Origin of the sequence: Pseudomonas sp. DWP3-1-2 (genome assembly GCF_049896285.1) — a bacterium.
GTDB lineage: Bacteria > Pseudomonadota > Gammaproteobacteria > Pseudomonadales > Pseudomonadaceae > Aquipseudomonas.
Window position 1 is genome coordinate 584,423 of the sequence record NZ_JAFCTZ010000001.1, and the last position, 14,643, is coordinate 599,065.

Sequence of the window (14,643 nt, forward strand, 5' to 3'; positions counted from 1 at the left end):
TCTCCTGAGCTTTTTGTTTTTGTTGCAGCAGGTGCGTTGTGTGAATCGGTGTGAGAGTGCATCAGGCTGAAGAGGTCAAACCCGTTCCGGCCGTTGTCGCGCTTGAGGAAACGCGGCATCAAGCGCGGCGCGTCGTGGCAGACCTTCCATGTCACCGCGGCTTTGCACGGCCTGGCTGCCAATCCAGTTACCCCGTCCCACGGCCTGGGCAAAGCTCTGGTTCTCCAGCAGGGCGCTGATGACGCCGACAGCAAAACCATCCCCGGCGCCGACGGTGTCAACCACCTGTCTGACCGGTACGCCGGCGACAAATCCCTGATCGTGTTGGGTGCGGTAATACGCGCCATGGGCCCCCAGCTTGATGACCACGGCCTCGACGCCCTTGTCCAGATAGAACGAGGCAATGTCGGGCGGATCTTCATAGCCCGTCAGGACCAGTCCTTCGGCAAGCCCAGGGAAAACCCAATGGGCCAGACTGGCCAGGGCGTTGATCTCGTGGATCATTCGCGCCTGATTAGGCCAGAGTGACGGGCGCAGGTTGGGGTCGAACGACACGCTGCGTCCGGCGTTGTGCATGCAGGTCATCAATTCCCGGGACAGTTCACCGCAGCTCTGCGACAGCGCTGGAGGAATACCGGTTGCGTGCAGATGCCGGGCATTGAGCAGGCGCGGGTCGATGTCCTTGGGTGACAGGCAACTGGCCGCCGAACCTCGGCGGAAATACTCCACGCTGGGGTCTGCGCCCTGCAGCTCAAGGGATTTGAGTTGAAAGCCGGTGGGATGAAGAGGGTCCACCGCCACGTGCTCACAACTCACGCCTTCGCGTTGCAAGCTCTCGATCACAAAGCGGCCAAGGGAATCATCACCCACACGGCTCAGCCAGGCGACATTGAAGCCCAGGCGCGCCAAGCCAATGGCAACGTTGCTGTCGGCACCGGCGATGCGTTTCTCAAAATGGCTGACCTGCGCCAGATCACCGGGCTGCTCGGCAACGAACATCGCCATGGTTTCGCCGAATGAGAGGATGTCGATATCAGACATGGCTCAATACCTCGCGCTGCTGATGCTGCGTTTCGGGCTCAAGGTGAGCGAGGGTGTTCACCTGTCGGCGAGTCACTTCCAACAAGTCGTCGCCTTGCAACGGGTATTCAATGGCGCGGGGCACTGCGTTGGGCATGTACGCCAGCAGTGCTCGCCATACGGGCAGATCAGCCTCGCCAGGCGGGGTCGCAACCCACTTGCCACTGGCATTGCGGGTCACGGCCTTGAAGTGGACGTACTGCACATAGGGACCGAGTTGTTGCGCCGCGCTGATCGCGTTTTCATCCTGCCACTGCCAGTTGCCGACATCGAAGGTCATGCCAATGTCTGCTTTCAGGGCCTGTAACCCGGCGAAGAAATCGCAAAACGGCGCAATGATGCCGCCATGGGCTGTCTGGTCGTTCTCCACCAATAACTGCACGTCATGTTCGGCCAGGCAGTCGATGAGCCCTTGTAGATCACACTCAGGGGTGAAGTGCCCCAGAGAGACCTTGAGCCATTTCGCGCCGCAGGTGTTGGCCCGAACCAGCGTGGCCTGAAGCTCAGGATTGAATCGCGGGTTCCCGGACAGCCACAGCTCCAGCGGCGCGGAGTACAGGCATTGCAGGCCCTGTGCCTGAATCGCTACGGCCAGGGAGGGCAGGTCTTCGTGAGTGAACAGCTCTTCACGCAATTCGATGCGCGCAACGTCGCAAGCGGCCAGCAAGGGAATGAATGCAGCCTGGCCACGCTGGCGAACCAGATCGGCGCCGAAGCTGGAAAGACTGATAGAGACGGGGTAGACGTGCATTATTGTTATCCTCTGAAACCGGTTTCATTTTTTGGCTGCGAAAATCGTATGCGTGTGGAACCAATGGTCGCGTGTGTTAGGAACGCAGACGAGTCGATCCGCGAACAATTAATTTGACTGGGAAATCGAGCATACGAGAGGGCGCCTGATCGCCACGCAGGCGGTTCAGCAGGCATTCGAATGCGGTAATGCCGATATCGTGGGTGGGTTGTGCCAAGGCGGTGATGCCGCTGCCCACCAAGGGATACCAGTCCAGTTCGTCCAGTGCGATCAGGCCGATATCCTCGAAGAGGTCACACCCCAATTCGCGCAGTACGCGGGTACAGGTCAGTGTTGCGACGCCGTTGGCCGTGAACAACGCCTTGGGACCGGGGCCGGGGGAGGCCAGAAAGGCTTGCAGATTGCGGGTCAATTGGTCATCGGTTTGCACAATCTGGCCGCGGAGCTCGGTCCGCTGCGCCATCAGGGCTTTGAAGGCTTGCATGCGCTCCAGCCGGGAACTGGTGCCGTCCTGTTGCTCGCTGACCAACAGGATGTCCCGATAGCCACGGGTTTGCAGATGGTCGATGGCCTGTTGCACCGCAGCGGTGTTGTCCAGTCCGACCAGATCGCTGTCCAGTTGATCGACCTTGCGGTCCACCAGCACCATGGGCAGGTCGCGGTGCAGGTCGCGCAATTCATCCAGGTGATGCCCGAGGGTGTTCACGATCAGGCCTTCAATGTTGTACGAGCGCAACGCTGCCAGATGAAGGCGTTCCTGCTCGTCATCACGATCGGTATTGCACACCACAAGGCTGTAGCCATGACGACGACAGGCTGTTTCGACGCCATGCATAACGGCAATGGAATAGGGGTTGCGAATATCAGCGACGAGCATGCCAATCAGACGGGTACGGCCACGTTTCAAACCACGGGCCATCTGGTTGGGTCGATACCCCAGGGTCTGGATAGCCTGTTCGATGCGCAAGGCAATGGCATCAGAGAGCAATGGCCGGTCATCGCCAATGAAGCGCGAGACGCTGGCCTTGGATACACCCGCCAGATCGGCAACATCATTCATGGTCACGCGTGAACGCATGGAAGGAGGAATACTACTCACGTTGAACACCCTGTTGGATTTATTGGCGGGCTCTGAAAACGGTTTCAGAAAACACTAAAGCCCGGTTTGAGTCAACCCGGTGTCGGATCAAAGGTTGAATGTGTTGAGGTCTACTCGCGCTCGTAAACCCGCTGCGGTGGAGGGTTGGCGTTGTAATGAAAGGGGCGAGTGAACGGGAGTCGGCGCGCGGTCAGGCAAGTAGAAATCACGTTATCTCCTTGGCGAGACGTCACTTTACTCTTTGATAATCCGGCTTTTTATGGGCTTGGATGCAACCTTCAGGCCCGTTTTGACTCTTATTGTCACATTCTTCATTTAGAAACATTGGGTCATTAGCCTATAAGCTGCGGTCTCATTGAGTGGCATGCGGATCGGAACACGGAAGTTGCAGGTAGAGAACCCGTTTATCAGGGAGCCTTATTCTCAGTAACCGTCGGCGCTATACCTCTAATAATGCGAGCCAGAATCCGAGATCATGAAAATCTTCAAAGCCCCTCTCATCACCCGATTCCAGCGTCGCTGTGCTTTCTTTGCTCTCCCTGTGTTGTTGGTCGCGTCGTCGGCTTTCCTGTTCAGCATGGGCAAAGGCGTACATGCCGAATCCAAGAACGGCACTCAAACGCTGGTGTTCATGCGTCACGCGGAAAAACCTTCCATGGGCCTGGGCCAGTTGAACTGCCAGGGCCTGAACCGCGCCATTGACCTGTCAGAAATGCTGCCGAAGGCGTTCGGCAAGGCCAATTTCATTTTTGCCGCCAACCCGAGTCGTCACGTCGAGGAGGGCGAGGGTGATCACTCCTACAGCTACCTGCGTCCCTTAATGACGATTGGCCCCAGCGCGATAAAACTGGGTCTTCCGGTCAATATCGACTTTTCGGCCAACGACACCAGTGACCTGGCCGACGAGTTGATGAACGACAAATACCATGACGCAACCATTTACACCGCGTGGTCCCATGGCTACCTGCCTGAGTTGATCAACAAGGTGGCAGAAGAAGCGTCCGGCAAGAAAATCAAGTTAATGGACGACTGGACCGGAGACGACTTTGACTCGGTGTCCGTGCTGACACTGAAATGGACCAATGGCAAGGCCACCCTTGATTACGAGAACTACAAACAGGGCCTGAACGGCGGCGACGAAGGCTGTCCAACCTGATTGAGCCCTGGCGGGCCGCTGGCTGCAAATCGGGCGACCAAATGCTCTAGCCAACAAAAGCACAGTGGAGTACAAATGTACTCCATGAGCACACTATCTCCCCGCCGTAGCGCAATTCTTACCTTTATCCGCGATCGCATCGCGCAACAGGGGCAATCACCGAGCCTTGCGGAAATTTCCGAAGCCTTCGGTTTTGCTTCGCGAAGCGTGGCACGCAAGCACATTCTGGCGCTGACCGAGGCGGGCCTGATCGAGGTCATGCCCAATCAGGCCCGTGGCATACGTCTGGTTCAAACAAACCCGCGTCCCGAACTGCTGGAAATCCCGGTCATGGGCCGCGTGGCGGCGGGCCTGCCGATCGGGCCGGATGTGGACGCCCACGACACCTTGCTTCTGGACCGTGCCACGTTTTCCCGAGTGCCTGATTATCTGCTTCGGGTGCAGGGCGATTCGATGATCGAGGATGGCATCCTTGATGGCGATCTGGTGGGAGTGCATCGCACCAGCGAGGCCCAGGACGGGCAAATCGTGGTTGCGCGGCTGGACGGCGAAGTCACCATCAAGCGCCTGCAAACCGGCGATCACACATTTCTCTTGTTGCCACGTAATCCGGCGTATAGCCCGATTGTTGTCGAGCCCGATCAGGATTTCGCCATCGAAGGCGTTTTCTGCGGCCTGGTCAGGCGTGCATGATGGGCGCCGTGGTCAGTCTCGATGCACTTCTGGACGAGCGCCGGGTCTGGAAAGGCCGGCAAACGGCGCCCCCGATCAACCCGCAACCCACAGGGCATGCGGCGCTGGATGCAGCCTTGCCGCTGGGTGGCTGGCCCGCGTCGGCGCTGAGTGAAATCCTGATCCCTGCCGACGGCAGCGGCGAGTTGCGTTTGTTATGGCCAACCCTGGCGCGTCTGGCCAGCAAGGGCGAGCGCATCGTACTGGTAACACCGCCGTTCATACCGTATCCGCAGGCCTGGGAGGCAGCCGGTGTCGATCTGCGCTGGCTGGCGGTGATTCAAGCCAGTGACAAGGACAGCTTGTGGGCGGCTGAACAATGCTTGCGCTCCGGCAGTTGCGGAGCGGTGGTGTGCTGGCCACGGCATGCGGAGGATCGGACACTGCGCCGTCTGCAAGTCGCTGCTGAAACCGGCCAGACCCTGGCCTTTGCCTGCCGCCCCTTGCAGGCGGCTGCCAATCCGTCGCCTGCGGCTTTACGCATTGCCATTGAGACCCGGCCCTTGTGCCTGCGGGTACTCAAATGCCGTGGCGGCATGGCGCCGTCTTTTCCCATTCCCTTTTTGGCAGACGCTTGAGGTTCTTATGTTGTGGGCCTGTGTCTTGTTGCCACAACTGGCGCTTGACGGTGTCATGCGCCGCCGGGCGAATGCCGATGAGCCGCTGGCACTGCTGAGCGGGACACCGCAACGGCGCATCTTGCAGACGGTCAATCAGGCCGCCAGAGCCCTTGGGCTAAAACCCGGACAGTCGTTGACCAGTGCGCACGCCATGGTGCGCGATTTCGCCACGGTGGAATTCGACCCGGCCGAGACAGAGCGTTGGCATCGCTTGCTGGCCGCCTGGGCGTATCGCTTCAGTTCGCAAGTCAGCTTGAGATACCCTCGCGTCTTGATGATGGAAGTCGAATCAAGCCTGGGTTTGTTCGGGCCTTGGCCGGGCTTCGAAGCACGATTGCGTGCAGAACTGACGGCCTTGGGTTTTTCCCACCGCATTGTTGTTGCCCCCAATCCCGTGGCTGCACGCATGCTTGCCAATGTCCATGACGGGTTGGCCGTCACCTGCCGAGACAGCTTGCGCCACGTCCTGGAACAGATGCCCGTGGATCGCATCGGCCTTGACCGGGAAACCACGACAGCCCTCACGCGCATGGGGTTGCGTCACTTAAGCGAGGTTCTCGCCTTGCCGCGTGCCAGTCTGGCCCGACGCTTTCCGGCCCAGGTGATGCAGCACCTGGACACCCTCCTGGGCGACCGGCCCTTGGCACTGGAGTACTACACGCCGCCGGACTATTTCGACGTGCGCATCGAGCTGAATTTTGACGTCGAGTCTCATCAGGCCTTGCTGTTCCCCCTCAAACGGCTTGTTTCCGATCTGGCGATGTTTTTAGGGGGGCGTGACAGCGGCGTGCAGCGCTTTACCTTGCATCTGGAGCACACCGAAGGGCCTGACACACACGTACCGGTCGGATTGCTCAGTGCAGAGCGCGATGCTGCCATGCTGTTTGAACTGGCGCGTGGTCGGCTGGAACAGATACAGGTGCCTTCGCCCGTGCGTTCACTGCGTTTGCACGCCCGTGACTTGCCGCCTTTTGTTCCGGCTCATCGGGAGTTGTTCGAGGAGCGTCCACAGCAGTCACTGCCTTGGGAGCAACTGCGTGAAAGACTCAGAGCGCGGCTGGGGAATGAGTCCGTCAATGGCATGGCCCTGCGAGCCGATCATCGCCCCGAATGTGCGTGGCAAGCGCAGACAGAGGCCAGGGTCAGGCTTGCGCCGCCCAAGGTGCCCCGTCCCGGCTGGCTGTTGAGTCAGCCCTCGCCGCTGCCTGAAGCAGGGACGCGAATCCTTGCAGGGCCCGAGCGTATCGAGTCCGGTTGGTGGGACGGAGGTGATGTAAGGCGCGACTATTATTTGATTGAAACGCGCAGTGGCCAGCGAGGTTGGGCTTATCGGTCAGTGGGTGAAAGCGGCGATCTTTTGTTGCATGGCTGGTTTGCATGAGCAGCCGGTATGCGGAGCTGCACTGCCTGTCGAATTTCAGCTTCCAGCGTGGGGCTTCCAGCGCGGCAGAGCTGTTTCAGAGGGCCGGACAACAGGGTTATCAGGCGCTGGCAATCACTGACGAATGCACATTGGCCGGTATCGTGCGTGCCTGGCAGGCGGCCATGGATCACTCTGTACCCTTGATCATCGGCAGTGAGATCAGCATCGCCCATGGGCCAAAAATAGTGCTTCTGGTGGAAAGCCTCAGCGGCTATCAAATGCTTTGCCGGTTGATCACCGTCGCCCGGCGCAGGGCCAAAAAAGGTGAATACCTGTCGTTGCGTGAGGATTTCGACTGTCCAGGCAGTGGTTTGCTGGCGTTATGGTTACCCGATCTCGAATTGCCAGCCGCTACCCTTCGGGACCATGGCGCATGGTGCGCCAGAACATTCCCGGACGCGGCGTGGCTGGCGGTGGAACTGCATCGCGGACCAGATGATCAGCAACGGCTTGGCCAGCTTGAGGCGCTGGCGCTGCAGGCCAATATCCCCATGGTCGCCAGTGGCGATGTGCAGATGCACGCCCGAGGTCGTCGCGCCCTGCAAGACACCATGACTGCCATCCGCCATCACACCACCGTGGCCGAGGCCGGGCATCACCTGTTTGCCAACGGCGAACGCTACCTGCGCCCTTGCAGTGCCCTGGTTGACATCTATCCCGAGCCCTTATTGGCGCAAACCCTGCTGATCGCGGCGCGCTGCACCTTCGACCTTCGCCAGTTGCGGTATGAATACCCCCATGAGCTGGTGCCGCCCGAGCACAGCCCAGGCTCATGGTTGCGGGAAATGACCGAGCAAGGCGCGCGAAAACGCTGGCCCCAAGGGCTCAAGGCGCAAACCCGGGCGCAGATCGAGAAAGAACTGGCGCTGATCGGCGAGATGAAGTTCGAGAGCTACTTTCTGACGGTCCACGATATTGTTCGCTTTGCCCGCAGCCGCGACATCTTGTGTCAGGGCCGGGGCTCGGCCGCCAACTCGGTGGTCTGTTTCGCCCTTGGTATCACCGAATTGAATCCTGAAGACAGCAATCTGCTGTTCGAACGGTTCATTTCCAGAGAGCGCAACGAACCACCGGATATCGACGTGGATTTCGAGCATGAGCGCCGTGAGGAGGTCTTGCAGTACGTATTCCGGCGCTACGGTCGGGGCAGGGCGGCGTTGACGGCTGTGGCCAGTACGTATCACGGCGCAGGCGCGGTGCGTGATGTCGCCAAGGTGCTGGGCTTGCCCCCGGATCAGATCAATGCACTGGCCGATTGCTTCAGCCGCTGGAGCGACGAGATGCCGCCGGCCGAGCGTCTGCGTGAAAGCGGATTTGACCCTGACGCCCCCGTATTGCGGCGCGTGCTGGCCTTGACTGAAACCTTGATCGGCTTCCCCAGGCACTTGTCACAGCACCCTGGGGGCTTTGTCATTTCCGAGCATCCTCTGGAAACCCTGGTGCCCGTGGAAAACGCAGCGATGGCCGACCGCACCATCATCCAGTGGGACAAGGATGATCTGGATCTGGTGGGCCTGCTCAAGGTCGACATTCTGGCGCTGGGCATGCTCACCGCTTTGCGCCGTACATTCGATCTGGTCAACCAGCATCGGGGACGTCGCTGGACCCTGGCGACGCTGCCTGCGGAAGATCGCGCCACCTACGAAATGATTGGCCGAGCGGACACCATCGGCGTTTTTCAGATCGAGTCGCGGGCGCAGATGGCCATGTTGCCGCGCCTCAAGCCTGCGACGTTCTACGATCTGGTCATCGAAGTGGCCATCGTCCGCCCCGGCCCGATTCAGGGCGATATGGTTCATCCCTACCTGCGCAGGCGCAACAACGAAGAACCTGTGACTTACCCACCCCGGCTGGAAAAGGTCTTCAAGAGAACCCTGGGGGTGCCGTTGTTTCAGGAGCAAGTCATGGAAGTCGCAATCCTGGCGGCCGATTACACACCCGGAGAAGCCGATGAGCTGCGGCGCTCCATGGCCGCCTGGAAGCGCCACGGCGGGCTGGAGCCCCATCGCCTGCGTCTGGCGCAGCGCATGGAAGCCAATGGTTATGAACAGGAATTCATCACGAGGATTTTCGAGCAGATCAAAGGCTTTGGCAGTTACGGCTTCCCGGAATCCCACGCGGCCAGCTTCGCCTTGCTGACTTACGCCAGTTGCTGGCTCAAATGTCACGAACCGGCAGCCTTCGCCTGCGCCTTGATCAATAGCTGGCCCATGGGCTTCTACAGCCCTGATCAGATTCTTCAGGATGCCCGTCGTCATCACATCGAAATTCGTCCCGTGGATGTGCGTTACAGCGACTGGGATTGCTCACTGGAACCCGTGGATCATCATGAGCGCAACCGGACACTGGCGATCCGCATGGGCCTGCGCATGATCCGCGGGTTCCGCGAAGACGACGCCCATCGGCTCGCGTCTGCCAGAGCGAGTCAGGCATTTGTCGATGCCTCGGACCTGAGCCGCCGTGCCGCACTGGACAACAGGGCGCTTGAAGCCCTGGCTGATGCAGGCGCGTTGCGCGACCTGATCGGCCATCGACATCGCGCACGCTGGGAGATCGCAGGCGTCGAGGCACAACGCCCCTTGCTAAACCCGGAACACTCGGTGGATGAGCCTCAAATAGCCTTGCCTTTACCGACGGTGGCGCAGGATCTCTTCGCCGACTACGCCACGACCGGAACCACGCTGGGCCCGCATCCCTTGGCGATGCTGCGTCAGCAGTTGGCTGCCAAACGCTTTTACAGCGGCCATGACCTGCAGAGCCTTGAGCACGGGCGACCGGTCAGTGTCGCCGGCCTGGTGGTAGGTCGCCAGCGTCCCGGCACGGCCAGTGGCGTAACATTCGTCACCCTGGAGGACGAGTTCGGCATGATCAACGTCGTGGTCTGGCTGGACCTGGCCCAGCGCCAACGCAAAATTCTGGTGGGGGCGCAGTTGATGCAGGTATTCGGACGACTGGAATCTCAGAAGGGTGTGCGGCATGTGATTGCCCAGCGCCTTTATGATTTGACGCCACTGCTCACGGGGCTGGACGTGCGCAGTCGTGATTTTAAATGAGGTACCGAAGCATCAGTGCCTGTCATTCGGGTCAGTGACATTGATTGAGTCGTACCCGATTGAATCACTGAGGCGTGCTGTCGATCGCTTCAAAAGAGCGCGAGCCCCTGTCCAGCTGATTTTGCACACCGCTGAGCAATTCGTTGATGGTCCATGGCTTGGCAATGAACAATACGTCAGGCTTGAGCTGATCGCTGCCCGGCGTACCGTGTCCGGACATAACCACTATTGGAATCTCTGGCCACTTCTCGGCAACGAGATTAGCCAACCCGATGCCATCCATGCTGCCCGGCATGCGCACGTCGGTCAGCAGTAATGCAACTTCGTTGCCGTGTGCATTGAGGTATTCCACAGCTTTGTCGGCATTCTCGACTGCTTGGCAAGCCCAGCCTTCGTCCGACAGGATTTCGCACACGAAGTCCCGAATCATTGGCTCATCTTCGACAACCAACACCAGACTTTCAGTAGTTCGGGTCTTATCGTATTGCGATGACTGCGTCATTTTGGTCCCCTCAACCTGCACATTAAACGATCCGGGAGCACTGCAACGTGGATCCATTCCCGTTGACTCCCAGTCATCTGAGCGAAACCGGACGTAAAAATTTCATTAATAAATAAAAAGCGTCAAATACCAGACGATTAGCGATTGATCGTGGGTATCAAAGCCGAGTGTAGCGGTGGCAATACTGCCCGTTTTCACGGACAAGAAAACCCGTTTTATCTCTTTGGCCATGTGAACAACGACGGACAAGCAGATCCGGCAAGAGGCCAGTAGACTGTGCGCCGGTTATCGCAATCGCACCCGTTCACGTCAGTCACCCAGGCGCAACACATCAATGAGACGTATCGCCAACGCTTTATCAGGGTTCGCCATGCTGGCGAGCCTCGCCGGATGTATCTCTGCTCCCATTCCTCTGACTGCAGAGACAGCCCAACGTCTGCAGGCCCAGGCCCCGATCCGGTTTTTGCTGACCTTCGATGACGGCCCAAGCGCCTCGGGCTTCGCCAATCCTACCCTGACCGTGCTGGACAGTCTCGCGCACAATCCTTTGCAGCCCGATATCAAGGCGGTGTTTTTTGTGCAAACCGGCGCGGCGCGTGCCGGTGGCAGCGAGCGCGGCCTGCGTGTGATGAATCGGGAAAATGCCCAGGGCCATATTCTGGCTTTCCATACTGGCACTGCCGGACACACCAATCACCGCTCGCTGACCCCTGAAGCGCTGGAGCAATCCTTGACCGCTGGAAGCGCCATCATCGCGAGCATCACCGGTGCACCGCCTGCGTTGGTACGCCCGCCGTTCTGGAGTTATGACAGACGCACCTTTGCCGCTTATCAGCAGCATGGCATGCACATGTTGCTCACGGACATAAGCGCCAATGACGGCAAGATATGGGGATTCAATGCCAGCCCCCGCAGGCGCGCCAATATGCTCAGGCAGGTTTCCGAGGTTCGCGAACGTATCGCCGCCGGGGAGCTGCCGATGGTCGATGGTGTGATTCCCGTGGTGGTGACGTTCCATGATTTGAACCGCTATACGGCTCGGCACACGCAGGAATACCTGCAGATCCTGCTGGACAGCGCCAAGGCAAACGGTGTCATGACTGCAGAGAAGCCTTTCTACGATGATCACACCGGCTTGATGCGCGCTGCGCTGGCGCGAACCGTGCAGCAGAGCAGCGACCCCGTGAAGCTGCCCGGATTATGGAACTGGATCTGGGGCCACAACGCCGAATAACACTTTGCCCTGCGTAACAGGCGACCGGCAGTGGGTCGCCTGTTTCAAGCGCTGATATCAGTAACGTTCCAGCCAGTGCGCGTAAGGTGCCGGCAACGTCCAACTGGCCCGTTCCACGCCCAACTCCTTGGCGGCGAAGTAAGCCCAGTGCGGGTTGGCCAGATGCGCGCGGCCGACCATTACCAGATCCAGTTGTCCGTCCTTGACCACTTGTTCGGCGATGGCCGGCGTGCCAAAGCCCCATGCCGAGGACACCGGAATACCAGCCTCACGACGGACTCGCTCGGCAATGGGTCCCATGAATCCGGGCGCCCAGGGGATATTGGTTTCCGGGATGGTGAAGCCAATGCTGACACTGAGCATGTCCAGGCCCGCGGCTTTGAACTGACGGGTCAATTCGATGGACTCAACCAGGGTTTGCTCGTCGCGACCGTCGAACTCAAGGACACCGAAACGCGCCGTCAACGGCAGGTTTTCCGGCCAGACTTCACGCACCGCAGCCAAGGTTTCCAGCAGGAAGCGACTGCGGTTTGCAAAGCTGCCCCCATAAGCATCTTCACGGTGATTAGAGTGCTCGGAGAAAAACGTCTGCGCCAGATAGCCATGGGCGAAGTGCAGCTCGAGCCACTCGAAGCCTGCGTCACGTGCACGACGAGCGGCGGCAACAAAGTCGTCGCGAACACGGGCGATGTCATCCAGGGTCATGGCTCTGGGTTGTTTCGGCAGATTGGCGCCGAACGCGATGGAGGAGGGGGCAATGGTTTCCCAACCTCGCGCGTCGTTCGCCGCAATGTGGTCGTCACCTTCCCATGGACGGTTGGCGCTGGCCTTGCGTCCGGCGTGGGCGATCTGGATGCCGGGCACTGATCCTGCGGCCTTTATGGCTTGGACCACAGGCACGAATGCCTGGGCCAGCTCATCGTTCCAGATGCCGGTGCAGCCCGGTGTAATGCGGCCCTCGGGTGCAACAGCAGTGGCTTCGACGATGACCAGACCGGCCCCGCCGCGAGCAATAGCCGCCAGGTGCACCTGATGCCACTCGTTGATCAGCCCATCGATTGCCGAATATTGGCACATGGGCGGCACCGCAATGCGGTTGCGCAGTGTGACGTCTTTCAGGGTATACGGCTGGAACAGAGCAGACATGGTCATACCTCGGATCGGTTGCAAATTCGGTTGTTCGATACTATTCGAACAATGGCTGTCTGGCAAACCACTGTGTATGATCCGCCCATGCGTCCATTCAAACACCCTCTAGCCAGTGATTTTGTCCTCGAACGGGTCTTTTATGCCCTGAGCGATCCGGTTCGCCTTGAAATTGTTCGGCACCTCGGCCGGGTCAGCGAAGCCACGTGTGGCGAACTGGACGGAGGACGGCCCAAGTCGAGCATGTCCCATCATTTTCGGGTGCTGCGAGATTCCGGCCTTGTCAGGACCCAGAGCATTGGAACGACTCACATGAACTCGCTACGCCGAGATGAACTGGACAGTCGATTTCCAGGCTTGCTGGCGATGATTCTGGCGCAAGAAAACTGATTCACAGATCGCCACCCGGACCGCGCTGAATAGCGCGCGCATCGGGTGACTACTGAAACCGTCGGTGCAGGTCCGGGAATATATCCTGTGCAAACCACGCGGGCAGCCCCGGCGTTACGGTCCTGGATTTTGGTGTAGGGCTGACCACCAGACCCGCCTTGATCAGTCGTGTCAATTCGTCGATGGCTGGGCGCGGTGTCAAGCCGGTGAAGGTTTTCAGGTCGTTGCGGGGCATTGACCCGGCCATGATAAGCGCGTGAATCGCTGGCGCGCTCTGGGGCCTGATTTTCAGATCCAGTAGCCTTTCATTGGTCTTGAACGACCGCACGATGCGCTCACGCATCGCCGCAGGATTCAACGCCGATGTCATGTAATCGACTTGATCATGGCAAACATCCAGCATGAACTCGATGAACGCAAAGTAGTGCTTGCGCGACATTTGTCCTCGCCCGTCCAGATCACCTTCACGCTGACGATCTGCCAGGGCAAGCATGCGGTAATAGTCCTCGTGCCGTCTCGCCAGGCCCCGGGCCAGAGACCAAAGGCGCGGCTCAAGCCCCAGGTAGACCAGTTGCAGGTGGGTGAGCATCCGCGCCACTCGACCGTTCCCGTCCACAAACGGGTGAACCCAGGCAAAACGATGGTGGTAGGCCAAGGCCCCGATAAGTTGTCGTCGCGGGTCCTTGATGCGGCCGAACCCGTTTTGCAGATGCGACAACATGGCGTCCACGGCGGCCGCGTCGGGAGCATCGTGCCCGCCCACTGAGACGTTCTGACCGGTCTCGGACCGCAGAACCCCTGGCTCCATGACGGATCCGTTCTGTAGCGTCCTGCTGCTCTCGTGGGTATCGGCGAACAGCCGGTAGTGGACCAGAGACAGCAGTTTGGGATCGAACATTTGAGCCCAGTTTTCGGGCACGTTACGACGTAAGGCACGTTCAAGAACCGACTGCACCTCCATGTGCTTTACGGCAAGATCATTGAGCAGCTTACGCTCGCGGCGCGGTGCGGATTGAGCCTTCTGCATGTCCGCAGGCTCTGTGTACTGCCCTTCAATCAGGTTGGAGTAGTAGGTGTTCGTGATGCGCAGCAGACGCGCCAGTCGGACACCCGTTTCCGGGGCCAGACGGCCAGCCAGAAATTGGGTTTTCCTCGGGAGCGCATCGGCCATCGAGACGATGGAGGGTGGAAGATCTTCAGGCAGGATGGGGTCGAGCCAAGTCTTCGATGTGATCAATGACATCCCTGAACGCCTTTCTGAATGTGAATATGCTGCACATATTACTTCACATATGGGTTTCAGGAAAACGCCTTATTTTAAGGGGCTTTTGGCGAATCAAGGCCTCTTTTTTCAGCGAGCTTCTTCACATATTTTTTCACATTCGAGGCAGAGCTTGAGCGATTGTCTGGACAGCTATCGGAATGGGGGCTGAGCGCAGGATTTTGTAAGTCTGCAG

The 14,643-nt window shown here is 59.2% G+C and carries 13 protein-coding genes; 7 read left to right on the top strand and 6 right to left on the bottom strand.

Annotated features, from left to right (window positions below; genetic code table 11):
• Nucleotides 1–75: 75 nt before the first annotated feature.
• The 3 genes from ACP7B0_RS02770 to ACP7B0_RS02780 form a co-directional block, all read right to left on the bottom strand.
• The gene (locus ACP7B0_RS02770; RefSeq protein WP_426139394.1) at nucleotides 76–1,041 is read right to left on the bottom strand and encodes a sugar kinase; all 966 of its coding nucleotides are present in this window, start codon (nucleotides 1,039–1,041) and stop codon (nucleotides 76–78) included.
• Complete coding sequence (locus ACP7B0_RS02775; protein WP_426139395.1) at nucleotides 1,034–1,831, bottom strand: sugar phosphate isomerase/epimerase family protein; 798 nt, start codon at nucleotides 1,829–1,831, stop codon at nucleotides 1,034–1,036. The genes ACP7B0_RS02770 and ACP7B0_RS02775 overlap by 8 nt, the downstream gene beginning before the upstream one ends.
• A 76-nt stretch (nucleotides 1,832–1,907) precedes the next feature.
• Nucleotides 1,908–2,930 (bottom strand): LacI family DNA-binding transcriptional regulator, encoded by a 1,023-nt coding sequence (locus ACP7B0_RS02780; protein WP_426139396.1) that lies wholly within the window; start codon nucleotides 2,928–2,930, stop codon nucleotides 1,908–1,910.
• A 475-nt stretch (nucleotides 2,931–3,405) separates the two neighbouring features.
• Here ACP7B0_RS02780 and ACP7B0_RS02785 point away from each other — a divergent pair, with 475 nt between their 5' ends.
• The 5 genes from ACP7B0_RS02785 to ACP7B0_RS02805 all read left to right on the top strand — a co-directional run bounded on the left by ACP7B0_RS02785 (nucleotide 3,406) and on the right by ACP7B0_RS02805 (nucleotide 9,914).
• Nucleotides 3,406–4,086 carry a hypothetical protein gene (locus ACP7B0_RS02785; RefSeq protein ID WP_426139397.1) on the top strand — a complete coding sequence of 227 codons (681 nt, stop codon included), beginning with the start codon at nucleotides 3,406–3,408 and terminating at the stop codon, nucleotides 4,084–4,086.
• A 75-nt stretch (nucleotides 4,087–4,161) separates the two neighbouring features.
• Nucleotides 4,162–4,779, top strand: coding sequence for a transcriptional repressor LexA (gene lexA / locus ACP7B0_RS02790; protein WP_426139398.1), 618 nt, complete (start codon nucleotides 4,162–4,164; stop codon nucleotides 4,777–4,779).
• Nucleotides 4,779–5,396, top strand: a complete 618-nt coding sequence (gene imuA / locus ACP7B0_RS02795) for a translesion DNA synthesis-associated protein ImuA (RefSeq protein WP_426139399.1) — start codon at nucleotides 4,779–4,781, stop codon at nucleotides 5,394–5,396. The genes lexA and imuA overlap by 1 nt, the downstream gene beginning before the upstream one ends.
• Before the next feature lie 7 nt (nucleotides 5,397–5,403).
• Nucleotides 5,404–6,819, top strand: a complete 1,416-nt coding sequence (locus ACP7B0_RS02800; RefSeq protein WP_426139400.1) for a Y-family DNA polymerase — start codon at nucleotides 5,404–5,406, stop codon at nucleotides 6,817–6,819.
• Nucleotides 6,816–9,914: an error-prone DNA polymerase gene (locus tag ACP7B0_RS02805; protein WP_426139401.1), complete on the top strand. Its 3,099-nt coding sequence runs from the start codon at nucleotides 6,816–6,818 to the stop codon at nucleotides 9,912–9,914. The genes ACP7B0_RS02800 and ACP7B0_RS02805 overlap by 4 nt, the downstream gene beginning before the upstream one ends.
• Before the next feature lie 64 nt (nucleotides 9,915–9,978).
• On the opposite strand, the gene ACP7B0_RS02810 is transcribed toward ACP7B0_RS02805, so the two are convergent.
• Nucleotides 9,979–10,473, bottom strand: coding sequence for a response regulator (locus tag ACP7B0_RS02810; RefSeq protein ID WP_426139402.1), 495 nt, complete (start codon nucleotides 10,471–10,473; stop codon nucleotides 9,979–9,981).
• Nucleotides 10,474–10,750: 277 nt separating this feature from the next.
• On the opposite strand from ACP7B0_RS02810, the gene ACP7B0_RS02815 reads away from it, so the two are divergent.
• Nucleotides 10,751–11,650, top strand: coding sequence for a polysaccharide deacetylase family protein (locus ACP7B0_RS02815; protein WP_426139403.1), 900 nt, complete (start codon nucleotides 10,751–10,753; stop codon nucleotides 11,648–11,650).
• Nucleotides 11,651–11,707: 57 nt separating this feature from the next.
• Here ACP7B0_RS02815 and ACP7B0_RS02820 read toward each other — a convergent pair whose 3' ends face one another.
• Nucleotides 11,708–12,796: an NADH:flavin oxidoreductase/NADH oxidase gene (locus ACP7B0_RS02820; RefSeq protein ID WP_426139404.1), complete on the bottom strand. Its 1,089-nt coding sequence runs from the start codon at nucleotides 12,794–12,796 to the stop codon at nucleotides 11,708–11,710.
• 87 nt (nucleotides 12,797–12,883) lie between these two features.
• Between ACP7B0_RS02820 and ACP7B0_RS02825 the strand changes: the two genes are divergently transcribed.
• Nucleotides 12,884–13,186, top strand: a complete 303-nt coding sequence (locus ACP7B0_RS02825) for an ArsR/SmtB family transcription factor (RefSeq protein ID WP_426139405.1) — start codon at nucleotides 12,884–12,886, stop codon at nucleotides 13,184–13,186.
• Nucleotides 13,187–13,235: 49 nt separating this feature from the next.
• Here the strand turns inward: ACP7B0_RS02825 and ACP7B0_RS02830 are convergent, their stop codons facing one another.
• The gene (locus ACP7B0_RS02830) at nucleotides 13,236–14,429 is read right to left on the bottom strand and encodes a Fic family protein (protein WP_426139406.1); all 1,194 of its coding nucleotides are present in this window, start codon (nucleotides 14,427–14,429) and stop codon (nucleotides 13,236–13,238) included.
• Nucleotides 14,430–14,643: the final 214 nt, after the last annotated feature.